Origin of the sequence: Xanthobacter sediminis, assembly GCF_043195015.1 — a bacterium.
Classification (GTDB): domain Bacteria; phylum Pseudomonadota; class Alphaproteobacteria; order Rhizobiales; family Xanthobacteraceae; genus Xanthobacter.
Genome location: NZ_JBAFWH010000003.1, coordinates 279,313 through 303,949 on the forward strand (window position 1 = coordinate 279,313; position 24,637 = coordinate 303,949).

The window sequence follows — 24,637 nt, forward strand, 5'->3', positions numbered from 1 at the left end:
AACCGACCCGATGGGAACCGGCATTTAAGGCGCTGCGAGGGCTGCTCGTGCTCGCCGCCCTCATCACGATCGCGTCACCGGCGCTGGCGCGCACGGTGCGGGTGGTGGCGCTGGGGGACAGCCTCACCGCCGGCTACGGGGTGGGGCCGAAGGAGGCCTTCCCGGTGCAGCTCGAAGCCGCGCTCAGGGCCCGCGGCCACGACGTGGCGATCGAGAATGCCGGCGTTTCCGGGGAGACCGCGACCCAGGGCCTCGCCCGGCTCGACTGGTCGGTGCCGCAGGGCACCGACGCCGTGATCGTGGCGCTGGGCGCCAACGACATGCTGCGCGGCCTGCCGCCCAAGGTGACGCGCGCCGCGCTCACCCAGATCGTGGAGCGGCTGAAGGCGCGGGGCATCCGGGTGCTGGTGGCCGGCATGCGGGCCGCGCCCAATCTCGGCGCCGCCTATGCCGGCCAGTTCGACCCCATCTTCCCGGAGGTGGCGGGCGCGCAGGGGGTGCTGCTCTATCCCTTCTTCCTGGAAGGGGTGGCGGGCGACCCGGCGCTGAACCAGAAGGACGGCCTGCACCCCAATCCCAAGGGCGTGGCGGTGATGGTGGAGGGCATCCTGCCTAAGGCCGAGGAGCTGCTCGCGCAGACCGGCGGCGGCGCGGCGCTTCCGTCCCGCTGACGTGGCCCGCCGGGCCGTGGCCTGTTCGTGCGGCGGTTCGCCGGCGCGCGGGGGCCGGAAGGGGGAAGCACCAGCCGGCCTGTAAGCCGGGTTCTGTATGGCGGGCAGGGACACCAAGGCATCTCGGCCCGCGTGGCGGCCATTCATCTGGGACGCCGGTTGCCCGGCGCCTCTGGCAGTCAACCCGGACGACCCCCCGAGGACAGGGGTGGTTTCCCGCGTCGTCCCTATTCGACTTTGCTCCCGGTGGGGTTTGCCGTGCCGCTCCCGTTGCCGGTCGCGCGGTGGGCTCTTACCCCACCGTTTCACCCTGGCTCGTGCATGCACGAGTGGTCTGATTTCTGTGGCACTTTCCCTGGGGTCGCCCCCGCCGGACGTTATCCGGCACCGTGTCTCCGTGGAGCCCGGACTTTCCTCGACACCGAAATGCCGCGGCCGCCCGGCCGGCTGGTGGGGCGGAGGAATGGGCGTTTCGCACCCGCGCGTCAAGGGGCCGCCCCGGTGGATATCCGAGGTGGACATCCGGGCAAGCCCGAAGGTTGCCCAACGGCGCAAGTGCCGCTATTGAGGCCCGCAACGAACCGCGCCCCTCTCCATCCGGCGCGGACAAGGCTTCCGGGGATGGTTCCGAACCTCACGCTCTCTTCGCCGTCCAAGCTCTCTTCGCCGTCATGGTGCGTTCTTTCGCGCCGGGGGACGCCGCGTCCGCGAAAATGACGCTCCGCCGCGGCCGGCGCCGGACGGAGGCTTCCCGCCGCGCGCCGTGATGAGACGTGTTCCCCGTATCCCGTGTGAAGAAAGGCGCGAGCGATGGCTCGGCTGGTGATGAAGTTCGGCGGCACCTCGGTCGCCAATATCGAACGTATCCGCAACGTGGCGCGCCATGTGAAGCGCGAGGTGGACGCCGGCCACAAGGTGGCCGTGGTCGTCTCCGCCATGTCCGGCAAGACCAACGAGCTGGTGGCCTGGTGCAAGGAGGCCGCCCCCCTCTATGACGCGCGCGAGTATGACGCGGTGGTGGCCTCCGGCGAGCAGGTGACCTCCGGTCTCCTCGCCATCGCCCTGCAGCAGCTCGGTGTTCCCGCCCGCTCCTGGCAGGGCTGGCAGATCCCGCTCTATACCGACGACGCCCACGGCTCGGCCCGCATCATGGACATCGACGGCGAGCGCCTGGGCGGCGCCATCGACGGCGGCCAGGTGGCTGTCATCGCCGGCTTCCAGGGCATCCATGCCGAGACCGGGCGCATCACCACCCTCGGTCGCGGCGGCTCCGACACCAGCGCCGTGGCCATCGCCGCCGGGCTGAAGGCCGAGCGCTGCGACATCTATACCGACGTGGACGGGGTCTACACCACCGATCCGCGCGTGGTCTCGAAGGCCCGGCGGCTCGACCGCATCGCCTTCGAGGAAATGCTGGAAATGGCGTCGCTGGGCGCCAAGGTGCTGCAGGTGCGCTCGGTGGAACTCGCCATGGTGCACAAGGTGCGCACCTTCGTGCGTTCGAGCCTCGTCGACCCCGACGCGCCCGAGATGGCGCACGTGGAACAGGCCGGAACGCTCATCTGCGACGAGGAGGAGATCGTGGCAAACCAGATGGAATCCCAGGTGGTCACCGGCATCGCCTTCTCGAAGGACGAGGCCCAGGTGTCCATCCGCCGGGTGGCGGACAAGCCCGGCATCGCGGCCTCCGTGTTCGGGCCGCTGGCCGAGGCCCACATCAATGTGGACATGATCGTGCAGAACGTGTCCGCCGATGGCTTCACGGACATCACCTTCACCGTGCCCACGGCCGATTACGAGCGCGCCAAGGCGGTGATCGACGGCGCCAAGGCGGTGATCGGGCACCAGGTCGTGGAAGGCGCCACCGATGTCACCAAGGTGTCGGTGATCGGCATCGGCATGCGCTCTCACGCGGGGGTTGCGGCCAAGGCGTTCGAGGCGCTGGCGGCCAAGGGCATCAACATCCGCGCCATCACCACCTCGGAGATCAAGATCTCCTTCCTCATTGATGCGGCCTATACCGAACTTGCGGTTCGGACTCTGCATTCGCTATACGGGCTCGACAGCTGACGGCGGGCGGGCTTGCCCCTCTCCGGATACCGTTGTCTGCTGGTGGTCTCGCGGGTGTGAAACCCGCGGCAATGTAAGGATGCGGCCGATGCGTGGCGCGCTCGGCGGTCCCCGCGTGCTGCTCCGGCGCCTCCGCGAGGTGATGGCGGAGCAGATCAGCGCGCAGGATCGTCTCGACAAGATCGTGGTGCTGATCGCCGCCAACATGGTCGCGGAGGTCTGCTCGGTCTACGTGCTGCGCGTCGACCAGACCCTGGAACTGTATGCCACCGAGGGCCTGAACCGCGACGCCGTGCACCAGACCGTGCTGAGCGTGGACGAGGGCCTCGTCGGCCATGTGGCGCGCGAGGCCGAATCGCTCGCGCTCTCCGACGCTCAGGCCCATCCCGAATTCTCCTACCGGCCGGAGACGGGGGAGGAGATCTACAACTCCTTCCTCGGCGTGCCGATCCTGCGCGCGGGCAACACGCTCGGCGTGCTGGTGGTGCAGAACCGGGCGCGGCGCACCTACACCGAAGAAGAGATCGAGGCGCTCCAGACCACCGCCATGGTGCTGGCGGAGATGATCGCCTCCGGCGAGCTCACCGCCCTTGCCCGCCCCGGCGCCGAGCCGGCGGTGCGCCGGCCGCTGCACCTCAAGGGCGTTAGCCTCGCCGATGCGCTCGGCCTCGGCCACGTGGTGCTGCACGAGCCCAGGGTGCGCGTCACCAACGTCATCGCCGACGACGTCCCGCGCGAGACCCAGCGGCTCGACGCCGCCATCGGCAAGCTCAGGCACGCCATCGACAAGATGCTGGAGGACGACGGCCTCGCCAAGACCGGCGAGCACCGCGACATCCTCGAAGCCTATCGCATGTTCGCCCACGACCGCGGCTGGATGCACAAGATGCGTGAGGCGGTGCTCTCGGGCCTCACCGCCGAGGGCGCCGTGGAACGCGTGCAGTCGGACACCCGCGCCCGTATGATGCGTGCCTCCGACCCCTATCTGCGCGAGCGCCTGCACGACCTCGACGACCTCGCCAACCGCCTGCTGCGCGAGCTGCTCGGCCGCGCACCGGGGCCGGACCGCGATTCGCTGCCCGAGAACGCCGTCATCGTCGCCCGCAACATGAGCCCGGCGGCGCTGCTCGACTATGACCGCGACCGCATCCGCGGCCTGGTGCTGGAAGAGGGCGGCACCACCAGCCATGTCACCATCGTGGCCCGCGCGCTCGGCATCGCCGCCGTGGGGCAGGTGGACAACATCACCGGCCTCGCCGATTCCGGCGACCCCGTGATCGTGGACGGGCAGGCGGGCGAGGTGCACCTGCGCCCGCCCGGCGACGTGGAGGAGGCCTATGCCGAGAAGGTGCGCTTCCGCGCCCGCCGGCAGGCCCAGTACGCCGCCCTGCGCACCCGCCCCTCGGTGACCAAGGACGGGGTGCACATCGCGCTGCACCTCAATGCCGGCCTGGTGGTGGACCTGCCCCACATCGCCGAGACCGGGGCGGCGGGTATCGGCCTGTTCCGCACCGAGCTGCAGTTCATGATCGCCTCGGCCTTCCCGCGCATCTCGGAGCAGCTGAAGCTCTACCGCGCGGTGCTGGACGCCGCCGGCGAGCGCCCCGTCACCTTCCGCACCCTGGACATCGGCGGCGACAAGGTGCTGCCCTACATGCGCACGGTGGAGGAGGAGAACCCGGCCCTCGGCTGGCGCGCCATCCGCCTGGGGCTGGACCGGCCGGGCCTGCTGCGCTCCCAGGTGCGCGCGCTGCTGCGCGCCGGCGCCGGGCGCGATTTGCGCCTCATGTTCCCCATGGTGGCGGCGGTGGAGGAGTTCGACGCCGCCCGCGCCATCGTGGAGCGGGAGCTGACCCACCTGCGCAAGCACGGCCACGGCCTGCCGGAGCGGGTGTTCGTGGGCGCCATGGTGGAGGTGCCCTCGCTCCTGTTCCAGCTCGACGAGATCCTCGCCCGCGCGGATTTTCTCTCGGTCGGCTCCAACGATCTCGTGCAGTTCCTGTTCGCCGCCGACCGCGCCAACGTGCGGGTGGCGGATCGCTTCGACCCGCTCTCGCCGGCGGCGCTGCGCGCGTTCCGCATGGTGGCGGAGGCGGGCGCGCGCGCCGGCAAGCCCATCACCCTGTGCGGCGAACTGGCCTCGCGGCCGCTGGAGGCGATCGCGCTGGCGGCGCTTGGATACCGTTCGCTTTCCCTCTCGCCGGCGGCGGTCGGGCCGGTGAAGGCGGCGCTGCTGGAGCTGGATGTGAGCGCCGCGCGCAAGGTGCTGCTGCCGCTGCTGGAGGACCGGGCCGGCACCGCTCATATCCGCCCGGCGCTGCAGGCCTTCGCCGAGAGCACGGGTGTGCCGCTCTAGAGCATTTTCACGCGAAATGGATGCCGGCTCGCGTGAAGAGGACGCGTTCTCTACGATAGTCTGGAGCGATCGCCGCGCGCCCGTGCGCGGAAAAGTGCTCCGGCCGGGCCGGCTGATGCTTCGCCTCTCCGCACCGGTTTCCCTTGCCTGAAAGCGCAACTCCGTCATGTCCTCCGCTCTGCCCCTTGCCAAGCTCGACCAATTGGTCGCGCGCCATGCGGAGATCGAGGCCGCGCTCGCCTCCGGCGCGGAGGGCGACGAATACGTGCGGCTGGGACGAGAGTTCGCGGAGCTGTCGCCGGTGGTGGAGCAGGTGAGCGCGCTGAAGGGCGCGGAACGAGACCTCGAAGGCGCGCGTGAGCTGCTGGCGGATGCCGCCTCCGACCCGGAGATGCGGGCCCTTGCGGAGAGCGAGGTGGAGCGGCTGGAGGCGCGCATCGAGGAACTGACCCACGAGGTGCGGCTGGCGCTGCTGCCCAAGGATGCCATGGACGAGCGCGGCGTCATCCTGGAGGTGCGCGCGGGCACCGGCGGCGACGAGGCCGCTTTGTTCGCCGGCGATCTCTATCGCATGTACACGCGCTATGCGGCCGAGAGGGGCTGGAGCGTGGAAGTGCTCTCCGAGAGCGAGGGCACCATGGGCGGCTACAAGGAGATTGTCGCCGCCGTTCACGGCCGCGGCGCCTATGCGCGGCTCAAATTCGAGAGCGGCGTGCACCGGGTGCAGCGGGTGCCGGAAACCGAGAGTGGCGGGCGCATCCACACCTCCGCCGCCACGGTCGCCGTCCTCCCCGAGGCGGAGGAGGTGGACGTCGACATCAACGAAACGGAGCTGCGCATCGACGTGTTCCGCGCCCAGGGGGCCGGTGGCCAGCACGTGAACAAGACCGAGAGCGCGGTGCGCATCACCCATTTGCCCACGAACACCGTGGTGGTGGTGCAGGACGAGCGCTCCCAGCACCGCAACAAGGCGCGCGCCATGGCGCTGCTGCGCGCGCGCCTGCTGGACGAGGAGCGCACCCGCGCCGCCGCCGGTCGCGCCGCCGAGCGCAAGGGCCAGGTGGGCTCGGGCGACCGCTCGGAGCGCATCCGCACCTATAATTTTCCACAGGGCCGCGTGACCGACCATCGCATCAACCTCACCCTCTACAAGCTGGAGGAGGTGATGGCGGGCATGGCGCTCGACGAGATCATCGACGCCCTGCTGACGGAGCACCACGCCGCCTTGCTGGCCGCTGCTGACGAAACGTGAGAATTGTTCTAAACCACGCTGAATCAGACCGCATCCTGTCTCGAGTTCGCGCGCCATGATTGCTGACCCGCCTTTCACGGTGATCGCCCTGCGCCGCCAGATGGCCGCGGAGCTTTCGGTATCCGGCGTCGAGGCGCCCGATGCGGAAGCGGGCATCCTGCTCGCGCATGCGCTTCGTTGCACCCGGGAGGCCCTCATCGCGCGGCGGGACGAGCCGGTGCCGCCGGCTGCCGCGCGGGAGGCCATGGGGCTGCTGCTGCGGCGGATCGCCGGCGAGCCGGTGGCGCGCATCCTCGGCCGCCGCGAGTTCTGGAGCCTCGATTTCCTGCTTTCTCCGGATACGCTGGTGCCGCGCCCGGACACCGAGACGGTGGTGGAGGCGGCGCTCGCCCTTTTCCCAGACCGGCAGGCGCCATTGCGCATCCTCGATCTCGGCACCGGTTCGGGTGCGATCCTGGCCGCGCTGCTGAGCGAGCGGCCATCCGCCTTCGGCGTCGGGGTGGATCGGGCGGAGGGTGCCGCCCATGCCGCCCGCGACAACCTCGCCCGCGCCGGCGTCGGCCTGCGCTGCGCCGTGGTGGTGGGCGACTGGGGCGCGAGCCTTTGCGGCGGCTTTGACCTCGTGGTTTCGAACCCGCCTTACATCATGCACCGGGCTATGGCGGGCCTGTCGCGGGAAGTGCGCCTGCATGATCCGGTGTTGGCCCTCGACGGTGGCGAGGATGGGCTCGAAGCCTACCGCGCCATCGTGGCGGACCTTCCGCGCCTGCTCGCGCCCGGCGCCGCGGCCGTGCTGGAGCTCGGCGCCGGGCAGGAGGCGGACGTGGCTGCCATCGCCGTCCGGGCCGGGCTCCTCGTGGCGGGGCCGGCAAGGCGCGATCTCGCCGGCATTCCGCGCGCCCTGGTCCTGCGCCGGTCTTGAGCCCCCCGCGACCAAGGTCGCAGGGATGGGGCCGAAAAAATTCACTTGGAACAAGGGCGGGAACTGGTTAGTGTCCATTCCCAGGAATCGAACCGTGGCACCTGCCGCAGCGGCGGGTGCGGCTTCCGAAAGCTTCTAGGCAGTTCGGGTGCTGAGGGTGGAACTGTGTGGTGGCGCGCAGACGTGCAGCGCTCCTGCGGGCACCGGCGGAAGATTGTTTCACGAAGGGCACGCGTCCTGGTTTCTGGCCGGACAGTGCTGGTTTGGGCGGCCACCTGGGTTCAGGGGGCATGGAGCTCGATAAGCGGACGGAATCCGGACCCTTTATCGACCTGAATGTGCGCGAGCGCCCGATGCAGGCGGGGCTCGATGAAGAAGACGTTCATCACCTGCTGTGAAAGATGCGGGCGCTGCCGCCGATTTTCGCACACCACGATTTTCGGGCACACGTGGATCATGGAATCCCACGGTGAGGCGCGCCGGATTCAACGGCGGTTTTCACGCCGCGCGAGTAGAGACGATCCAGATGAGAAATGGTCAGCAGAAGCGCATGCGCGGCCGAAACAACCGCCGCAGCTCTAATCCCCTGACGCGGGTCTATGAGTCGAACGGGCCGGACGTGAAGGTGCGCGGCACCGCTCATCACATTGCTGAGAAGTACCAGCAGCTTGCCCGCGATGCGCAGTCGTCGGGCGATCCGGTGGCGGCAGAGAATTATCTGCAGCACGCCGAACATTATCTGCGCCTCATCGCCTCCCTCCAGGGCCAGTTCGGCCCGCCGGTCGGCTTCGACCGCGACGAGGGCCTGGACGACGACGACATGATGGACGATGTGGGCGCGCTGGATGCGCCCCAGCCCTACCCCCGCCAGGAGCAGGCCTATAGCGCCCGCGAGCCGCGTGAGGGTCGCGAGGCTCGGGAGCCGCGTGAGGCCAGGGAACCACGCGAGTCCAGGGAACCACGCGAGGCGCGCGAGCCCCGTGAACAGCGCGAGCCCCGTGAACAACGTGAGCCGCGTGAGCCCCGCGCCACCCGCGAGGGACGGCAGTCGGGCTATCGGCGCAACCGTGACGAGGACGGCGCGGAGCCGCGCGAGTATCGTTCCACCCGCGCGAGCCGCGAGGACGCCGGGGAGGCCGCTCCGGCTCCGGCCCCGCGCGCTTCCCGCGCCAGCCGCTACAGCAGCAGCGAGGAGGCCGAGGCCTCGCCGCGTGCTGCCCGCGCCGAGCGCGTGGAGGAGGATCAGGAGATCGGCCTGCCGGCGTTCATCACCGGCGCACCGGCCGCGACCAAGGAACGTGCCGAGCCAAAGGCGGAGCAGCCGGAGGAGTCCGTTGCCGAGGATGGGGCCGAAGCCGCCGAGGGCCGCGTGACCCGCCGCCGCCGCCGCTTCCGGACCCGCGCTGAGCGGGCGGAGGAGGCCGAGGCCGGGGCGGGCGACGCTCCGGTGCCGGAGCAGCAGGCGCTGTTCGGCGAGTGATCCCCCGTGCCCGGGACGGGCGCGGAACGATGCAGATCAAAAAAATGCCCGAGGCCTGGCCTCGGGCATTTTCGTTTGCGCAGGGTGCCGGCGTGCCATCGCGGCGCGCCCGCGTCACTTCGCGCCGCGGCGCAGGCCCTTGAGGCGGTAGAGGGCGTCGAGCGCCGCGCGCGGGGAGATGTCGTCGGGGTCGAGGCCGTCGAGAGCCTCGCCCACCAGGTCCGGCCCTTCGGGTTGCGCGGGCGCGGCGGGGGCGCGCGGCCGGGTGGCGGCGAACAGGGGCAGGTCGTCCACCATGCGCTGGACCGGGGAGGCGCGCTCGGCGGCCTCCAGCTCGGCCAGCACCGCCTTGGCGCGGGTGATGACGGCCTCCGGCAGGCCGGCGAGCTTGGCCACCTGGATGCCGTAGGAGCGATCGGCCGCGCCGGCCACCACCTCATGCAGGAAGATCACGTCGCCGTTCCACTCCGCCACCTTCACGGTGGCGTTGACGAGCCGCGGGCAGCGCTGCGACAGCGCGGTGAGCTCGTGGAAATGGGTGGCGAACAGGGCGCGGCAGCGGTTCACCTCGTGCAGGTGCTCCAGACTCGCCCAGGCGATGGACATGCCGTCGAAGGTGGCGGTGCCGCGGCCGATCTCGTCGAGGATCACCAGCGAACGCTCGGTGGCCTGGTTCAGGATGGCGGCGGTCTCCACCATCTCCACCATGAAGGTGGAGCGCCCGCGCGCGAGGTCGTCGGCGGCCCCCACGCGGGAGAACAGCCGGTCCACGATGCCGATGCGCGCCTCCCGCGCCGGCACGAAGGCTCCGGCCTGGGCCATCACGGCGATGAGCGCGTTCTGCCGCAGGAAAGTGGATTTGCCGGCCATGTTCGGGCCGGTGACGAGCACGATGCGCCCGCAGCTCTCGCCCTCCGGCGGGGAGAGGTCGCAATCGTTGGGCACGAAGGCGCCGGCGGCGCGGGACTGCGCCAGCGCCTGCTCCACCACCGGGTGGCGGCCGCCGGAGATGGCGAAGGCCGGGCCCTCCTCCATGTGCGGGCGCACGTGGCGCTCGGTGGCGGCGAGCTCCGCGAGGGCGGAGGTCACGTCCAGCTCGGCCAGGGCCTCGGCGGCCTCGCGGATGGCGGAGGCGGCCTCCACCACGGCGGCGCACAGGCGGTCGAACACCGCCTGCTCCAGCCCCAGCGCCCGCTCGCCGGCGCTGGCGATGCGGCTTTCCAGCTCGCCCAGCTCCACGGAGGAGAAGCGCATGGCGCCGGCCATGGTCTGGCGGTGCACGAACAGGCTGGCGTGCGGCGGCTCGCGCAGGCGGTCGGCGTTCTGCGCGGTCACCTCCACGAAATAGCCGAGCACTGCGTTGTGCTTGATCTTCAGGGATCTGACGCCGGTTTCCTCGGCATAGCGCCGCTCCAGAGCGGCCACTACGCGGCGGCTCTCGTCGCGCAGGGCGCGGGTGGCGTCCAGCTCGGCGTCATAGCCGGGCCGCACGAAGCCGCCATCGCGCCGGTAGGGCGGCAGCTCGTCCGCCAGCGCCGCGGCCAGCTCGCCGGCCAGCGCGCGGGACACGGCGGCGAGGGTCGCCGCCGCGCGCGCGATGTCGGCCGGCGGCGGCGGGGTGAACAGTCCCGCGAGATCGAGCGCGCCCTCGAGCCCGTCGCGCACGGCGGCGAGGTCGCGCGGGCCGCCCCGGCCGAGGGCGAGGCGGGTGAGGGCGCGGGCCATGTCGGGCGCCGCCGAAAGGCGCGCGCGCACGGTACGCCGCAGCTCGCTTTCATCCAGCAGGAAGCCGAGGGCGTCGTGGCGGTCGCGGATGGCGGCGAGGTCGGTCAGCGGCTCGGCGATGCGGCGGGCGATGAGGCGCGCGCCGGCGGCGGTCACCGTGCGGTCGATGGCGCCGAGCAGGGAGCCGCGCCGGTCGCCGGAGGTGGTCTTCACCAGCTCCAGGTTGGCGCGGGTGCCGGCATCGATGAGCATGATGCCGCCGGCTGTCTCCTTCACCGGCCGGGCCAGGGCCGGGCGGGCGCCGAGCTGGGTGCGCTCCACATAGGCCACCACGGCGGCGGCCGCGATCAGCTCCGGCCGGCTGAAGGCGCCGAAGGCGTCGAGGGCGGCGACGCCGAAGAAATCGGCAAGCCGCTTCTCCGCGCCCGCGCCGTCGAAGCTCTGGCGCGGCAGGGGCGTCACCGCAGGGAATTCGCGCAGCAGGGCGCTCAGCTCGGCATCGTCGAGCAGGGCGTCGGAGACCAGGATCTCGGCGGGCTCGATGCGGGCGAGGTCGGCGCCGAGGGCGTCGCGGCTGCTGGCGGCCACGCGGAACGCACCGGTGGACATGTCAGTGAAGGCGAGGGCGTAGGCGAAGTCGTCGGCAGCGGTGCCGGCGCGGGTGCGGGCCACGGCAGCGAGCACGTTTTCGCGCCGGGCATCCAGCAGGGAATCCTCGGTCAGGGTGCCGGGAGTGACGAGCCGCGTCACGTCGCGCCGCACCACGCTCTTGGGCCCGCGCTTCTTGGCGAGGGCGGGGTCCTCCATCTGCTCACACACCGCCACCCGGAAGCCGCGCGCGATGAGCTTGTGCAGGTATTCCTCCGAGCGCTCTATGGGCACCCCGCACATGGGGATGTCCTCTCCCAGGTGCCGCCCGCGCTTGGTGAGCACGATGCCCAGTGCCTGCGAGGCCTTTTCGGCATCGGCGAAGAACAGCTCGTAGAAGTCGCCCATCCGGTAGAAGAGCAGGCTGTCCGGATGGGCCTCCTTGATCTCCATGTACTGCGCCATCATGGGCGTAACGCGGCCTTCGTCCGGGCGGGCGGGTTCCGCGCGCGGCGCGGCGGCGGGCGTGCCTGTCACGAACCGCGCCGGGGCCTCGCTTACGCCGGGTGGCTCCTCGCCCGAAGCGGCGCCGTGCGGCGCGTGCACGGCGGCCTGCGGTCCATCGGCTGCCGGCGCTGAGATCGGGGGCGCCTCCACGTCCGGCGCGTCGGCCTGGGAGACGGCAACCTGGGACGTTTCGACGTCGTGCGTGTCGGTTTGGAGCGCGTGGGCGCGGGCGTTGGCGGGTGTGGAGATCATGGCCGCAGGCTATCGGGCGGGGGCCGCTCTGTCAGCGCGCCGCGCCCGCCGTTGACAGGAAATCTCGCCACCGGCCCGCGTTCGGCCCAGGTTCGCCTCACATTCCCCGTCGGTGCGGGCGGTCTGGGCAGCGGCTGCGGGATTTCAGCCCCAGGGCCCCCGACGGGGCGTGCCGCCACCCCAGGGGCCGGACGACGTGCCGCCCGAAGCCGTGCCCGGCGCGCGGCTGGCCGCCTGGTCCCACGCCGAGCGCGGCGGCGGCCCCATGCGGCCCGCAAGCTCGCGCAGGGCGGCGATGCGGTTCTCGGTGGCCGGATGGGTGGAGAAGAGATTGTCCATCCGCGCCCCGGAGAGCGGATTGATGATGAACATGTGCGCCGTGGCGGGGTTGGCCTCGGCCTCGTCATTGGGCACGTGGTGGGCCTCGCCGGAGATGCGCGCCAGCGCGGCGGCCAGCGCCATGGGCCGGCCGCAGATCTCGGCGCCGCCCCGGTCCGCCTCGTATTCGCGCGAGCGGGAGATGGCCATCTGCACCACCATGGCCGCGAGCGGCGCCAGCACCACCATCAGGATGGTGCCGATGGCGCCGAAGGGGCTGGAGTTGTTCCCCCGGTTCCCGCCGCCGAACAGCAGGCCGACGTTCGCCAGCATGGAGATGGCGCCGGCGATGGTGGCGGTCATGGTCATGGTGAGGGTGTCGTAATGCTTGATGTGCGCGAGCTCGTGGGCCATCACGCCGGCGATCTCCTCGCGCGTCAGCATCTGCAGCAGGCCGGTGGTGGCGGCGACTGCGGCGTTCTGCGGGTTGCGGCCGGTGGCGAAGGCGTTCGGCTGCGGGTTGTCCATGATGTACACCTTGGGCATGGGCAGGCCGGCGCGCTGCGCCAGCTCCCGCACCATGCCGACGAACTCCGGGGCGGTGGCCTCGTCCACCTGCCGGGCGCCGTACATGCGCAGCACCATCTTGTCGGAGTTCCAGTAGCTGAACAGGTTCATGGCGGCGGCGACCACGAACGCGATCAGCATGCCGCCCCGCCCGCCGAGCACGAAGCCCACCACCATGAACAGGGCGGTGAGGCCCGCCAGCAGGATCACCGTCTTCAGATGGTTCATCGCCTCGCCCGCCCCTCGTCCATCCCGCATGCGCGGCATTCGGCCCTGAGGATGGGAGCGGCGCGCGCGCGACGCAAGGGGAGGGGCCGCCTGGCGCCGGTCGAAGGCCGGGCCGAGGGCCTCAGATGTCGTGGGAGAGGCGGTCCGCCGGCACGCATTTCCAGCGGCCGACGCGCCACTGCGGGTGCGACTGCGACCATTCCGCGATGGTGGCCTGTGAGGTCATCATGCACGCCATGGGCGGGGCTGCCTCCATGGAATGGCTGAGGTGCTCCTCGCGGCAGGTCGCCGGGGCGCTGATGAGGCAGGCATAAAGCACGATGAACATGAACGGTGTCCTTCACCCCTGGGCCTGGGTCTGCCGTCCTGTCGTTGTCGCTCCCGAGACTCTGGCGCCGCGCGGCAATGCCTGCGGCCAGGCTTCGTGGCGAGGCTCCATGAAGCGTTCGCCATGAATGCGCCGCAGCCTTTCCCTCGAAGCTGCCCTGGATGGTAAACGCATTTCCTTGCCCGTGAAAAGCTTATTGTGCGCCGCAGCGAAATCTGTGGTGCCACCGGTATTCGGCGGTTGGAGGACATGCAATACCTACCATCCCGCTGGTGGCGTCGCGCGGCGGCGCGCGCGGACGCGGGCTCATCTTGCCGCCCCTGCGGAGCTGGGGTAGCTTCGCGGCGCTATCCGGTGAACCGGCCTGATTTGAGCGGGCGCTGAAACAAGGGTATGCGGCAAGCGACCGCTATCCGCTGGAAACCGGAGGCGGTCGTCCCCTGCCGGGTGTTTCAGGTGCCGCGATGGGCGGCATGCGGGCAGCATCCGGCGCACATCTGGGAGGACAAGACCAATGGCCAAGATCGACAAGGTTCTGGTTGGCGAGGCTCTGGTGGGCGATGGCAACGAGGTTGCGCACATCGACCTTCTGATCGGCCCGCGGGGCAGCGCGGCGGAGACGGCGTTCTGCACCAGCCTGACCAACAACAAGGACGGGTTCACGTCGCTTCTGGCGGTGATCGCGCCGAACCTCCAGTGCAAGCCGAACACGGTGATGTTCAACAAGGTGACCATCAAGGACGCGCGCCAGGCGGTGCAGATGTTCGGCCCGGCGCAGCACGGCGTTGCGAAGGCGGTGCAGGACGCGGTTGCGGAAGGGATCATCCCGCTGGAGGAGGCTGACGACCTCTACATCTGCGTGGGCGTTTTCATCCACTGGGAGGCGGCGGACGACGCCAAGATCCAGTCGTACAATTACGAGGCGACCAAGCTTGCGCTGGCGCGGGCGGTGAAGGGCGAGCCGACCGCCAAGGAAGCGACCGAGAAGCGCGACGCCGTCAAGCACCCGTTCCAGGCCTGAGCCCCAGGCCGCTCTAAGCCAAAGCCATCCCGGAACCCGGCCCCCAGCCGGGTTCCCCCTTCAAGGCCCCTCGGGACCTCCCTCCGCCACGGCCGCACCGAGCGCGCATCCCCGCGCCAGGGACTGGCGCCCAACCCCTTCAAGCCCGGCGCTCCGGCCCCCGCATCAATCCCCGCGACGGATGAAGGCGGTCAGGCAGGGCCGAGCAGCACGATCAGCGCCAAGGCGGTGCTGGCGAGCAGGGAGAGGACCGGGACCAGCGTTTCCTCGCGCGCGCGGATGAGCGGCTTCCCCAACGGCTTTCCCATCGCGCTGTTCCCCGTCCCCCTTACCGCCCGGCCTGCGGGCGCTGCACGTTAGGGCGGTCGCGCTGCGCGCAGAATTCCACTTTCGGCGCACAAAGGCGCGAAAAGCCGCTTCGCGACGAGGATTTTTCCTTCCGCCCCCCGCCATGCCGTGGGACCATGCAGCCAAAGCGGCATGACGGGCCGGGAACGCCGGCCGCGCGCGAGGGGGCTTCCATGGCGGCGGTCCTGATCATCCTGCTGGTGGTGCTGACAGTGGTGGCGCTGCCCATCTGGGGCTACAGCGAAAGCTGGGGCTACATTCCCGGCGGGATCGCCGCGCTGCTCCTCATCGTCGTCGCCGTGCTCATGCTCGCCGGCTACCTCTGAGCCGCCGCTTCGAGGCCACTGCCACGCGCCGCCATGTTTCGGCCGCCACAATGGGCAAGCTTCCGGTGGCGCAAGGCTCAGGACGCGTCCCGGCAGGTGGCGATGGATCCAGCCCGGATGCGCGCCCTCGGGCCTCCCCCTTGCACCCGCACGGCTTCTGACGGACAAAGGGCACATGACCGAGGGGAACGCCGCCGACCAGAACCCGATCCGCGATGCGTCGCGCGCGGACGCGCTCGCGGCTGCCCCGGATACGGCTGCGGCACCCGAGGCCGGCGCCGCGTCGCCGCTGAGCGCCGGGCCGGCCCCCGCCGGATGGGACGAGGAGGTGCGCGCAGCGCTGGAGCGCGTGATCGCCTCGCCGGACCTGTGCACCTCGCCTCGCCTCGGCGCATTCCTGCGCTATGTGGTGGAGTCCACGCTCGCCGGCCGCGCCGAGCAGATCAAGGGCTACACCATCGCGGTGGAGGCTCTTGGCCGCGCGCCCACGTTCGATCCCCAGTCCGACCCCATCGTGCGGGTGGAAGCAACCCGCCTGCGCCGGGCGCTGCAGAATTATTACAACACCGTCGGCGCCGCCGATCCCGTTCAGATCCACATTCCCAAGGGCGGCTACGTGCCCCGGTTCGAGGACCGCCGGACGGCCGCCCCCGCGGCGCCGGAGCCGGTCCTGCCAACGCAGGAGGTGTTCCAGGAGCCGCCTTCCGCGCCGAAGGAGCCCGCCCGTCGCGCGCCGCCGGCGGGGCGATGGCGCCGCGCGGCGATGGCGGCGGGGCTCGTCCTCGTTGCGGGCACGGCGGCCGTCGGTCTCGCGCGCCTCGCGGAGAGCGTCGACCTGCCGGTGCCGGTGCAGGCTCTGCTCGGGGAGCGCCCGCCGCTGGCGGACCGCGTGCGCCTGCCCATCATCGAGGTGGGCGCGCTCGATGCCGGCACGGGCCAGGGCCCTTCGCAGGGCGACCTGCGCAGCCTGGAGGAGCGCCTGCGCGACAGCTTCGCCCAGTTCGATTTCGTGGAGGTGCGGGCCGGCAGCGCCCGCGGCGAGGCGGCGGCCCGCGAATGCGGCGGGCGCCGCGCCCGTTCGGTCTTCTCGCTCGGCGGGCTGGCCGAGCCCCGCGGCGACGGCACCTATGCGCTGCTGCTGCATCTCACCGATCGGTGCGAGGGCATCATCGTCTGGTCCCACGCCGTCGAGGGGCTGAAGTCCGCCGATGCCGTCACCGCCGAGCAGCGCGCGGTGCGGGAGACCGCCGCGGCGCTCCTGGAGAATTATGGCGTGGTGCCGGTGCGGGCGCGCGCGCAGGTGCGGGCTCATGCGCCGGCGTCCGGCTTCGGCTGCATCGCCGAGGCCTTCGCCGTGCTGCGCAACGAAGGCACAGCGCCGGCGCCGGCCGCGGGCCGCTGCCTGGCCGAGCTGGTGGGCCAGGACGGGGAGTTCGCCCTCGGCCACGCGGTGCGCGCGGCCTCCATGCTCGACGAGGCCATGCGCGAGACCGGCACGCCGCTCGCGCCCGAGCGCGCCGCGCAGATGCTGCACGAGGCGGAGCTGGCGGTGGACCTCGCGCCCACCAGCGCCTATGCCCAAAGGACCCTGGCGCTGGTGCAGCTGTTCCTGGGGGAGACCGAGGCGGCCGTTGCCTCCGGCGAGCAGGCGCTGCGCCTCAACCCGCTCGACAATGACATCGCCGCCACCGTGGGCACCGTGTTCATCGGCGCCGGGCGGGTAGAGGATGGGGAGGCGCTGCTGGTTTCCGCCCGTACCCAGGGCGCTGCGCGCACGCCGCTGCAGGAAACCTACCTCGCCATTGCCGCCTTCCTGCGTGACGATCCGTTCTCGGCCCAGGCGCTGGTGCCGCAGCTGCGGCTTCACCCCAATCCGGGCAACCGGCTGGCTCTCGCGCTCGCCCTGCACGCCCTCGACCGCGACAGCGACGAGCGCGAGGCGGTGCGCAGCCTCGCCCATCTGGACGGCGGCGGGCCGGAGGCGGTGCGCCGCCTGGTGCGCCGCCTGCTGCCGGCGCCCGTGGTCTCCGAGCGGGCGCTGAACGCGCTCGAAAGCGCCGGCCTCTCGCAGGAGGCGGCCACCGGCAAGCGCCCGCACGGCTGAGCACCGGGGCGATCGAGCGGCCCATGGCCGAAGGTCTCATGCGACCAGTTGAGACATCGCGCGCGGGGGCAAAGAAATCTTTACCGGGCGTGGGGCAACCTCCGTGCAGGCTGTCCTTCCTTCGTCCGTGCCGACATGACCGCTGTGCGACCCACTCAAAGCATCCGCATCCTCGTCTGCGACCCCGATCCCGCCGTGCGGCGCATGATGCGCGCGGCTTTGGCGCGGCGCGACATGCTGAACATGGTGGAGGTGGAGCTGGTCGAGGACGTCCTCGCCGCCGCGGCCCATTGCGATGCCGCCCTCGTCTCGCTGGCGCAGGGTCAGGAGGGGGTGCTGGCGCAGCTCCGCGCCGCCGGCCTTTCCGGCACGCTGGTGGCGGCGCTGGCCCAGGGCTCCGTGGCCGGTGCGGTGGCGGCCATGCGTGCGGGCGCCGACGACGTGGTGCTGAAGCCCGTCAAGGCGGAGGACGCGGTAGAGCGCCTGCTGGCGGCGCCCAGCGGTCGGCCCGAGCGCCGGCGCGCCCTGCGCGAGGACCGGCGCCCCTCGCCCACGGCGCAGAACGGGGATTTCTGCGGCTTCCTCGGCCGCTCCGCCCCCATGCTCCAGATCTATGAGCAGATCAACCGGGCGGCGCCCTCGCGCGCTCCGGTATTCGTGACCGGCGAGAGCGGCACTGGCAAGGAGCTGGCGGCCAGCGCCGTCCACGCCCGCTCGCCCCGCCATGCCGCGCCGTTCCACGCCCTCAACTGCGGCGCCATCCCGCGCGAGCTGATGGAGAGCGAGATCTTCGGCCACGTGCGCGGGGCCTTCACCGGCGCCCATGCCGACCGCGCCGGCGCGGCCGAGCTGGCGGACGGCGGCACGCTCTTCCTCGACGAGATCGGCGAGATGGACCTCGCATTGCAGTCCAAGCTGCTGCGCTTCCTCCAGGATGGCAAGGTGCGGCGCATCGGCGAGGGCCACGAGCGGCAGGTGGACGTGCGCATCGTCTGCGCCACCAATCGCGATCCCGTGGCCGAGGTGAAGGCCGGGCGGCTGCGCGAGGACCTGTTCTACCGCCTGCATGTGCTGAACCTGCACCTGCCGCCCCTGCGCGAGCGGGGCGACGACGTGATCCGGCTCGCGGAGGCGTTCCTGGCCCGGTTCGCGGGCGAGGAGGGCCGCCCCCTGCCGCGTCTCACGCCCGAGGCGGCGGAGGTGCTGCGCCGTCGCCAGTGGCGGGGCAACGTGCGCGAGCTGCAGAACCTCATGCGCCGCGCCGTGGTGCTGAGCGAGGGCGCGGCGCTGCCGCCTGCTTTGTTCGCCCAGGACCGCATGGCCGAGACGGATGTGGTGGCGGAAGCGCAGCCCGCCGCCGTGCCCCTGGTGCCCTCCCAGCTGTCGCCGGCCGCTGCCGAGCCGTTTCCCAAGGTGGAGCCCCTGGCGGTGACCGAGCGGCGGGCCATCGAGCACGCCATCGCGGCCTTCCAGGGCAATATTGCGCTCGCGGCGGCAGCGCTCGATCTCAGCCCCTCCACCCTTTACCGCAAGAAGCAGTCCTGGCAGGAGCGCGCGCAGCGCGAGGCGGGGGAGCGGACGAGCGACACCCACCACGTCGCCTGAGCCCTGTGGGGCCACCCGCGCACGCCGCAGGGCGGTGCGGGCTCCATGGACTTCTGCGCGCGCCCCGCGCGATGCCCGGCGCCTGTGGCATCAGCCCCGCTTGCGCATAATCTTCAGCCGGCCGAGCAGCTCGGCCACCGCCTCCGCGGGCAGGTGGCGGATCTCGGCCGCCAGCAGGTTGGCGAACTCGGTCGCCTCGGGGCTCAGGCCCGCCGTGTCCACGCTGACCTTCGGCTGCGACAGCTCCGCGAGGCGCTGCAGGTCCTCCGCCTCGTCCCAGATGACGTTGAAATAGGCGATGATGCGCTGGACCATGGCCCAGGTGGGCTTGCCGCGCTTGCCGTTCTCCAAAGCGGACAGATAGGTGGCGCTGACGCCGAGTGCCTGCGCCATCTCGGTGAGGGTCGCCCCCCGCGCGGCCCGCAGCTCCCGCACCCGGCGGCCGAAGGGCGTCATCGCGCGCCACGCGCGGCGGGCTGCTCCGGGGCGTGGGGATGCCCCACCAAAAGGGGCCGGAGGGCGGAAGGGCTTCTCATGGCTGCAGGGTATCACGCCGGGGGCGGGCGAGATCAAGGACCGGCCGCGCAGCACACGGGCCGGCTGTCAAAGCGTTCTCCGCTCGCAGCGGCTCGCGGCAACCGCGCTGAATTAATGAGATCACGCATTTTCTTCACGCGAACCGGCATCCACTGCGCCCGAGACTGCCTGGCTGCCGGCTCGTCCCCTCGCGGGCGCTCCCCCTTCGGGGCGGCCCTCCACAATCCGTCCCGCGCGTCTGTGCTCAGGACGGTCGGCGGCGGGCCAGCACCGCGACGGCGACGGCCGGGGCGCAATCGGCCGCGGCCGCCGCCCAGGTGTCGTTGGAGGCGAGCAGGCGCCCGGCGTCGAGGTACCAGCGGTGGGTGCGGGCCGCGAGCTTGGCGGCCAGGAAGCGGCCCACACCGGCGCCCACCAGGGGTACCGCCGGCGCCAGCCGATGGGCGCTCAGCACCAAGGCGAGGGCGGCATGCACCCGCTGCACCTGCACCTCCGCCGCATAGGCGGCGAGGGCCTCGGCCTCGTCCAGGGTGCAGGGGCCGAGATCGCGGCCCACCATGCGCAGCAGGCGGCGGGCGCTCGCTTCCCGCGTCTTGGCGCCGCCGTCGGCGGCCGGGTGCAGGTCGGCATTGGCCGGCAGGTCGCCGGTGAGGCGGTGCACGTCGGCGGTGGTGGCGAAATGCTCCATCATCAGCGGCACATGGGCGCCGCGAAACGGCAGGGTGGGGCCCAGCGCCATCACCGGAGTGCGCGCCACCCCGCAATAGAGCAGCTCGCCGGAATTCATGCGCTCAGCATCCGCATAGCCGCGACACTTTATTTTTTCGTCGGCAAAATAAAGGATGTCGGTGGTGGTGGAGCCGATGTCCACCAGCACGCCCGCCGGCAGGCGCAGAGCCAAAGCGGCGGCGGTGGCGTGCCAATTGGCGGAGGCGATGGACTTGGCGTGGCGGGCGGCGGCCTGCGCCGGCACGAAGCCCTCGGGGCCCGCATAGACGCCGGTGTCCGGCCCCAGCCGGTCGGCCAGCGCCTGGGCGAGGCCGGCGACGCCGGACGCCCGGTCGGGCCACAGGTCCACCAGTTCACCGGTCATGGTCACCACCGAAGGCGCCTCGGGCACCGGCGGCAGCGCCGCGATGGCGGCATCCAGCCGGTCGAGCCCCTGCCACAGGGCGCAGGGGGCCATGTCCACGCGCATGAGGCGGCCGGAGGCATCCACCACCGCCCGCTTCAGGTGGGCGCCGCCCACGTCCCAGCCCAGGAGGAGGTCGGAGCGGCTCATCGCAGGCCCACCTCCACCGGGGAGGCCGGCGGCAGATGGGGCATGGCCGGCAGGCGCCCGTCGCGGATGAACTGCGGCAGGAAGGCGGCCGGGTTCACCGCCAGCGCCCGGTGCAGGCCGGCATAGGAGGTGGTGATGCGCGGGTTCACCTCCACCACCACCGGGCCGGCCCCGGTGAGGATGATGTCGATGCCGATGATGCCGGCGAGCCCCGGAAAGGCTGCCACCACCGCCGGAACCAGCAGCGCGATGCGCGGATCGGCAGGCAGCGCGCCCACGGTGAGCCCGGCGAGGCCGAGCACGCCGTCCTTTTGCGTCAGATGCTGGCGATTGACCGTGAGCAGGGTCGCCCCCTCCGGCCGCACCAGCACCGAGAGGCTGGCCGGAATGCCCGGCACGAACGGCTGGATGACGAACCCCGGCTCGCGGGGGGCCAGATCGGGGCTGTCCCAGCGGCGGGTATCCTCGCAGCCGGCACCTTCGTCGGGCTTGGTCACCACCGGCCCGGTGAGCTCGGCCGGCGGCGCCTCGGCGCGGAAGGTGGGCACGTGCGGCAGCGCGGCGGCGGCGAGCCGGCCCGCGGTGCGCAGCTTGCTGGAGCAGACCGCGATGGCCTCCGGCCCGCAGGCCACCACGTGCTCGCATTTCTCGCGCATCAGGCCGGCGAGCCGCGCCAGCAGGCCGCCTGTCTCCGGCGCCACCGGCCAGACCACGTCGGCCTGGGCCGCGAGGCTAGCCCACACCGCCCAGGGGTCGTCGTTGGGACCGATAGGGATGGACGATTCCTGAGGCGCCGGCAGCCGGTCGTCATGGGCGAGCAGGAGGCCGCCGACGCCGGGCAGCGCCTCGATGTCGGCCATGAGCGCGTCCCGCATGCGCGTGCCCTCGGGCACCAGGGTTTCGGGCAGCGCGCGGCCCCGAAGCCCTCCGGCGGTGACGAACTCGCAAATGAAGACGCGCATGACGGTTCCTTCAGGCCGGCACCTTCCTCGCGGCGCACAGATGGGCCGCCAGAGGCTCCGCCATATTCCGCCCGGTCGCATCGTACAAGCCGCGCCATGCGGGCATGGAGTTCACTTCGAGGACAAGAAGGCGGCCCCCGGCGCCGGAAATGATGTCCACGCCGGCATAATCGGCCCCGACTGCGGCGGCGGCGCGCACCGCCAGTTCCGCCAGCACCCCTTCCGCCGCCACCTCCAGCCCGGTGGCACCCTGGTGGATGTTGGTGATCCAGGAGGTGCCGCGCCGCGCCATGGCCGCCACCGCCGCGCCGCCCACCACGAACACGCGGAAGTCCTCGTGCACTTCCTCGTGGGGGTCGTCCGGCCCGGTGCGCGGGTGGGAGGCGCCGACGAAATCCTGGAGATAATAGACGCTGCCCACTTCCTCAGCCGCCGGCAAGGCGTCCCCGCGCGCGAGGCGGGCGAGGCCGCGGCCCTGGGCGCCGAACATGGGCTTCAGCACGCTGTCGCCGGGGGCGCTGTCCACCAGCATCCGCGCCGCCTCCCGGTCCTCCACCACCACCGTGCGGGGGGTGGGCAGGCCGGCATGGGCGAGCAGGAAGGTGGTGGCGCTCTTGTCCACGCAGCGCTCGATGGCGCGCGCATTGTTCATCACCGGCACGCCCAGCGCGCCCAGCGCGTGCAGCACCCCCAGCCGCAGCGTCACCTGTTCCAGCGTGCCGTTGGGCACCGAGCGCACGAAGCAGGCGGCGGGCAGGCGATCGCCGAAGCCGGGCAGCAGCAGGCCGTGGGCGGTGCCGCCCACCGCGAAGCCGCAGGCGCGCAGCGAAAGCACCCGCGCCCGCTGGCCCCGCGCCTTGATGGCGGCGAGAAGCGAGCGGGTGTGCCAGTCCACCCGCTCGGCGAAGATGACGAGGTCTTCCACCTTGTTCCTCAGGCTCCGAACGAGCGGGCGATGAGCACCGGGTCGAACCCGCCGGCGGTGAAGCTCGCGCCGTGCTCCACCGCAGTCACGGTGACGCGGGCGGGAGAGAACAGCAGCGGATCCACCTTGTAGAAGTCGCAGTCATAGCCGGCAAATATTTCCGCGAACGGGCGGCCGTAGTCGCGCGAGGCGGACGACGGCAGGCGCCGCGCGAGGTCCTGCGCCGCCTCGGCGCTGCCGCGCACGTAGAGCTGCACGTCGCCGCCGTAGAGCACGGCGTCGTTGGTGCGGCCCATGGCGGTGAGGAAATCCGGCGAGGGCGGCGCCACCGGCGCGCTGCCCACCCCGTCCAGGATGTGCTCCAGCGGGAAGTGGATGGCGTGGGCCTTGTGCAGCGCTACCTCGAGCACCCGCGCCACGATCTGCACCGTTCCGGCCAGGGATGAGGTGGGGGTGAGGATGAGCGTGATGCGCGCGGGCTCCACGCGGGAACGCGCGGCGATCTCCGCCACCACCGCCTCCGGCGGCACCACGCCGGTCTCGAGCACGAGCGTGGTGTCTGCGCTGTCCTCGCGGAAGCCGAGCTCGCCATAGAGCTCCTCCACCGCCGCCACCGCGCGGCCGGGGCCGGAGCCGAGGGCGAAGAAGTCGTCGGCGGACAGGCTCCAGCCCGCATACTGGCTGCCGAGGCAGGCGAGCACGGGATCGGAGGTGGAGACGCTCGCCAGCGTGCCCCAGGGCGAGAAGCGCGTGCTCGGCGCCAGCGCCACGCGGCCGAGACCGCCAAGGCAGATCTCGGCAATGCGGCGCCCGGCCTCCAGGCCGCCCGGCGCCGCGATGCCGGCATCCACGATGCGGCAGCCGAGGGGACCGGGCGAGACCGACAGGCGCAGCGCGTCGGCATCGGCGACCAGCGCCTCCACCAGCGGGCGCACCCCGGCGGAGAGGCTGGGCCGGCGCGGGCCGGTGGAAAGGGCCGCGGGATTCTGGAGGTTCATGGCCATTCTCATTCAGGACAGGAGCAGCCGCGCGGGGGGCGCGGCAACGGGCGCGGCCCTTGGCGGACGCCGGGCGAAGGCACACCCCGCGGGCGGGCGGCCGATGAGCGGAACTCACCGGCCATGGCCTCACGCCTTCAGCGTGCGGGCGAGGGCGAACACCATCTTGAGATCGACGAACAGCGGCGTGGTGGTGACGCGCATCTGCTTGAGGATCTCGTGCTGCACCGCATACTTGAGATTGCCGATGGCGAGCGCGCCGATGCCCACCCCGTGGGGCAGCACGGCCGCCGCGTCATGGGCACCGATGCCGGCGATGCCGGCCGGGGGCACGGCGTTCACGTCCGCCGCCACCAGCAGGCGCTCCGCGGCCTCAAGGTGCGCGGGGGTGAGGATCTCCACGCCCGCCTTGCCGGTGGCGAGGATCACTTCCGCCTCGGGCACGAGCTTCGCCTTCTCCGCGTCGGTGACCGCGGCGGCGCAGGTGAGGTCCACCCCGAACCGGCGCTTGAAATCGGCGGCCTTGGCCTCCACCAGCGCGATCTCGCGATGGCTGACCAGGGTGACCCGGGCGCCCGCCTCCGCCGCGATGACGGCGGCGATGGAGCCCACCACGCCGGTGGCGCCGTAGATCTGCACCCTGGCGCCGGCGAGCCCCTCGGCCCGCACTTTCAGCAGGGCCTGCTCCACCTTGGCGATCATGGCGGCGGCGGTGGTGAAGGAGCCGGCCGGATCGGGGAAGATGGAGATCTCGAACGGGGGGAAGATGGCGGCCTTGGCCTCCGCCGCCATGTCGAGGGCGAGGGCGGCATCCTTGCCGCCGATGAAGAGGCCGGTGCGCGGCGCCGCCTGCGGCGGGCGCGAGAACATCATGTCCTGCGTCAGGTCCCGCACCTCTTCCAGCGCCACGCGGGAATAGGGCGTGATGACCGTGTATCCCGCATCCACCGCCATGTTCACGTCGAACGGGCTTGCGTGGTTGAGCGGGGTGAGGATGTGCAGGATGGGGGCGGATTCCGCCATGGCGCAGCTCCGTGCAGGGGGAAACATTAGCGGGTGGCCGCGCCTTTGACCGCTGAAGGGTGCTCATCGGTCGCGACGCCGCGGTTGTTTCCCCGCACGCAATCAGAACGCTTAGACTTTTGACTGAACGCCGCGCCCTGCGCAAGGGTCTTCGTGAGGCCTGTTCTCTACCTTCGCGCCGCACATCTTTGCTGCCCTGCGAAAGACAGGGCCGCAATTGAGCGCACCGGGCCTGTCCGCAC

At 71.7% G+C, this 24,637-nt stretch carries 19 protein-coding genes and 1 other RNA gene; 10 read left to right on the forward strand and 10 right to left on the reverse strand.

The genetic code is table 11. The features are described from left to right. The first annotated feature begins 47 nt into the window (after positions 1-47). Positions 48-671, forward strand: a complete 624-nt coding sequence (locus V5F61_RS05355; RefSeq protein ID WP_393987577.1) for an arylesterase — start codon at positions 48-50, stop codon at positions 669-671. A gap of 66 nt (positions 672-737) precedes the next feature. Here V5F61_RS05355 and rnpB read toward each other — a convergent pair. Beyond that, positions 738-1,122: RNase P RNA component class A (rnpB, locus tag V5F61_RS05360), an RNA gene on the reverse strand. A gap of 359 nt (positions 1,123-1,481) precedes the next feature. Here rnpB and V5F61_RS05365 point away from each other — a divergent pair. The 5 genes from V5F61_RS05365 to V5F61_RS05385 all read left to right on the forward strand — a co-directional run bounded on the left by V5F61_RS05365 (position 1,482) and on the right by V5F61_RS05385 (position 8,751). Next, complete coding sequence (locus tag V5F61_RS05365) at positions 1,482-2,741, forward strand: aspartate kinase (protein ID WP_393987576.1); 1,260 nt, start codon at positions 1,482-1,484, stop codon at positions 2,739-2,741. Positions 2,742-2,829: 88 nt separating this feature from the next. Further along, complete coding sequence (gene ptsP / locus V5F61_RS05370; protein WP_393987575.1) at positions 2,830-5,097, forward strand: phosphoenolpyruvate--protein phosphotransferase; 2,268 nt, start codon at positions 2,830-2,832, stop codon at positions 5,095-5,097. A 166-nt stretch (positions 5,098-5,263) separates the two neighbouring features. Next, positions 5,264-6,349 carry a peptide chain release factor 1 gene (gene prfA / locus V5F61_RS05375; protein WP_393987574.1) on the forward strand — a complete coding sequence of 362 codons (1,086 nt, stop codon included), beginning with the start codon at positions 5,264-5,266 and terminating at the stop codon, positions 6,347-6,349. 55 nt (positions 6,350-6,404) lie between these two features. Continuing rightward, complete coding sequence (prmC, locus tag V5F61_RS05380; protein ID WP_393987573.1) at positions 6,405-7,271, forward strand: peptide chain release factor N(5)-glutamine methyltransferase; 867 nt, start codon at positions 6,405-6,407, stop codon at positions 7,269-7,271. Positions 7,272-7,821: 550 nt separating this feature from the next. Further along, a complete protein-coding gene (locus V5F61_RS05385) occupies positions 7,822-8,751 on the forward strand; it encodes a DUF4167 domain-containing protein (RefSeq protein ID WP_393987572.1) in 930 nt (309 codons plus the stop codon). Positions 8,752-8,865: 114 nt separating this feature from the next. On the opposite strand, the gene mutS is transcribed toward V5F61_RS05385, so the two are convergent. The 3 genes from mutS to V5F61_RS05400 form a co-directional block, all read right to left on the reverse strand. Then, the gene (mutS, locus tag V5F61_RS05390) at positions 8,866-11,532 is read right to left on the reverse strand and encodes a DNA mismatch repair protein MutS (protein WP_393987725.1); all 2,667 of its coding nucleotides are present in this window, start codon (positions 11,530-11,532) and stop codon (positions 8,866-8,868) included. A 435-nt stretch (positions 11,533-11,967) separates the two neighbouring features. Then, positions 11,968-12,936, reverse strand: coding sequence for a zinc metalloprotease HtpX (gene htpX / locus V5F61_RS05395; protein WP_393987571.1), 969 nt, complete (start codon positions 12,934-12,936; stop codon positions 11,968-11,970). Between the two features lie 121 nt (positions 12,937-13,057). Beyond that, positions 13,058-13,264, reverse strand: coding sequence for a hypothetical protein (locus tag V5F61_RS05400; RefSeq protein WP_393987570.1), 207 nt, complete (start codon positions 13,262-13,264; stop codon positions 13,058-13,060). Between the two features lie 514 nt (positions 13,265-13,778). On the opposite strand from V5F61_RS05400, the gene fae reads away from it, so the two are divergent. The 4 genes from fae (at position 13,779) to V5F61_RS05420 (ending at position 18,668) form a co-directional block, all read left to right on the forward strand. Beyond that, positions 13,779-14,285: a formaldehyde-activating enzyme gene (fae, locus tag V5F61_RS05405; RefSeq protein WP_393987544.1), complete on the forward strand. Its 507-nt coding sequence runs from the start codon at positions 13,779-13,781 to the stop codon at positions 14,283-14,285. A 521-nt stretch (positions 14,286-14,806) separates the two neighbouring features. Beyond that, positions 14,807-14,959: a DUF3309 family protein gene (locus tag V5F61_RS05410; RefSeq protein ID WP_393987569.1), complete on the forward strand. Its 153-nt coding sequence runs from the start codon at positions 14,807-14,809 to the stop codon at positions 14,957-14,959. Positions 14,960-15,134: 175 nt separating this feature from the next. After that, the gene (locus V5F61_RS05415; RefSeq protein ID WP_393987568.1) at positions 15,135-17,063 is read left to right on the forward strand and encodes a hypothetical protein; all 1,929 of its coding nucleotides are present in this window, start codon (positions 15,135-15,137) and stop codon (positions 17,061-17,063) included. Positions 17,064-17,198: 135 nt separating this feature from the next. After that, complete coding sequence (locus V5F61_RS05420) at positions 17,199-18,668, forward strand: sigma-54-dependent transcriptional regulator (protein WP_393987567.1); 1,470 nt, start codon at positions 17,199-17,201, stop codon at positions 18,666-18,668. A 90-nt stretch (positions 18,669-18,758) separates the two neighbouring features. On the opposite strand, the gene V5F61_RS05425 is transcribed toward V5F61_RS05420, so the two are convergent. The 6 genes from V5F61_RS05425 to V5F61_RS05450 form a co-directional block, all read right to left on the reverse strand. Continuing rightward, positions 18,759-19,124: a helix-turn-helix domain-containing protein gene (locus V5F61_RS05425; protein WP_393987566.1), complete on the reverse strand. Its 366-nt coding sequence runs from the start codon at positions 19,122-19,124 to the stop codon at positions 18,759-18,761. A 325-nt stretch (positions 19,125-19,449) separates the two neighbouring features. Further along, entirely contained in the window at positions 19,450-20,487 is a 1,038-nt protein-coding gene (locus V5F61_RS05430) for a hydantoinase/oxoprolinase family protein (RefSeq protein ID WP_393987565.1), read from the reverse strand. Beyond that, the gene (locus V5F61_RS05435) at positions 20,484-21,449 is read right to left on the reverse strand and encodes an ATP-grasp domain-containing protein (RefSeq protein WP_393987564.1); all 966 of its coding nucleotides are present in this window, start codon (positions 21,447-21,449) and stop codon (positions 20,484-20,486) included. The genes V5F61_RS05430 and V5F61_RS05435 overlap by 4 nt, the downstream gene beginning before the upstream one ends. Positions 21,450-21,459: 10 nt before the next feature. Next, on the reverse strand, positions 21,460-22,374 hold the full coding sequence (locus V5F61_RS05440; protein ID WP_393987563.1) for a RimK family alpha-L-glutamate ligase: 915 nt from the start codon (positions 22,372-22,374) through the stop codon (positions 21,460-21,462). 8 nt (positions 22,375-22,382) lie between these two features. Further along, positions 22,383-23,372 carry a methenyltetrahydromethanopterin cyclohydrolase gene (mch, locus tag V5F61_RS05445; protein ID WP_393987562.1) on the reverse strand — a complete coding sequence of 330 codons (990 nt, stop codon included), beginning with the start codon at positions 23,370-23,372 and terminating at the stop codon, positions 22,383-22,385. Between the two features lie 129 nt (positions 23,373-23,501). Continuing rightward, positions 23,502-24,395: an NAD(P)-dependent methylenetetrahydromethanopterin dehydrogenase gene (locus V5F61_RS05450; protein WP_393987561.1), complete on the reverse strand. Its 894-nt coding sequence runs from the start codon at positions 24,393-24,395 to the stop codon at positions 23,502-23,504. Between the last annotated feature and the right edge of the window lie 242 nt (positions 24,396-24,637).

What these genes read in the sequence shown, in the direction of transcription:
- V5F61_RS05365 (WP_393987576.1), top strand. Translation starts at nt 1,482, where the DNA reads ATGGCTCGGCTGGTGATGAAGTTCGGCGGCACCTCGGTCGCCAATATC.
- ptsP (WP_393987575.1), top strand. Translation starts at nt 2,830, where the DNA reads ATGCGTGGCGCGCTCGGCGGTCCCCGCGTGCTGCTCCGGCGCCTCCGC.
- prfA (WP_393987574.1), top strand. Translation starts at nt 5,264, where the DNA reads ATGTCCTCCGCTCTGCCCCTTGCCAAGCTCGACCAATTGGTCGCGCGC.
- prmC (WP_393987573.1), top strand. Translation starts at nt 6,405, where the DNA reads ATGATTGCTGACCCGCCTTTCACGGTGATCGCCCTGCGCCGCCAGATG.
- V5F61_RS05385 (WP_393987572.1), top strand. Translation starts at nt 7,822, where the DNA reads ATGCGCGGCCGAAACAACCGCCGCAGCTCTAATCCCCTGACGCGGGTC.
- mutS (WP_393987725.1), bottom strand. Translation starts at nt 11,532, where the DNA reads ATGATGGCGCAGTACATGGAGATCAAGGAGGCCCATCCGGACAGCCTG.
- htpX (WP_393987571.1), bottom strand. Translation starts at nt 12,936, where the DNA reads ATGAACCATCTGAAGACGGTGATCCTGCTGGCGGGCCTCACCGCCCTG.
- V5F61_RS05400 (WP_393987570.1), bottom strand. Translation starts at nt 13,264, where the DNA reads ATGTTCATCGTGCTTTATGCCTGCCTCATCAGCGCCCCGGCGACCTGC.
- fae (WP_393987544.1), top strand. Translation starts at nt 13,779, where the DNA reads ATGGCCAAGATCGACAAGGTTCTGGTTGGCGAGGCTCTGGTGGGCGAT.
- V5F61_RS05410 (WP_393987569.1), top strand. Translation starts at nt 14,807, where the DNA reads ATGGCGGCGGTCCTGATCATCCTGCTGGTGGTGCTGACAGTGGTGGCG.
- V5F61_RS05415 (WP_393987568.1), top strand. Translation starts at nt 15,135, where the DNA reads ATGACCGAGGGGAACGCCGCCGACCAGAACCCGATCCGCGATGCGTCG.
- V5F61_RS05420 (WP_393987567.1), top strand. Translation starts at nt 17,199, where the DNA reads ATGACCGCTGTGCGACCCACTCAAAGCATCCGCATCCTCGTCTGCGAC.
- V5F61_RS05425 (WP_393987566.1), bottom strand. Translation starts at nt 19,124, where the DNA reads ATGACGCCCTTCGGCCGCCGGGTGCGGGAGCTGCGGGCCGCGCGGGGG.
- V5F61_RS05430 (WP_393987565.1), bottom strand. Translation starts at nt 20,487, where the DNA reads ATGAGCCGCTCCGACCTCCTCCTGGGCTGGGACGTGGGCGGCGCCCAC.
- V5F61_RS05435 (WP_393987564.1), bottom strand. Translation starts at nt 21,449, where the DNA reads ATGCGCGTCTTCATTTGCGAGTTCGTCACCGCCGGAGGGCTTCGGGGC.
- mch (WP_393987562.1), bottom strand. Translation starts at nt 23,372, where the DNA reads ATGAACCTCCAGAATCCCGCGGCCCTTTCCACCGGCCCGCGCCGGCCC.
- V5F61_RS05450 (WP_393987561.1), bottom strand. Translation starts at nt 24,395, where the DNA reads ATGGCGGAATCCGCCCCCATCCTGCACATCCTCACCCCGCTCAACCAC.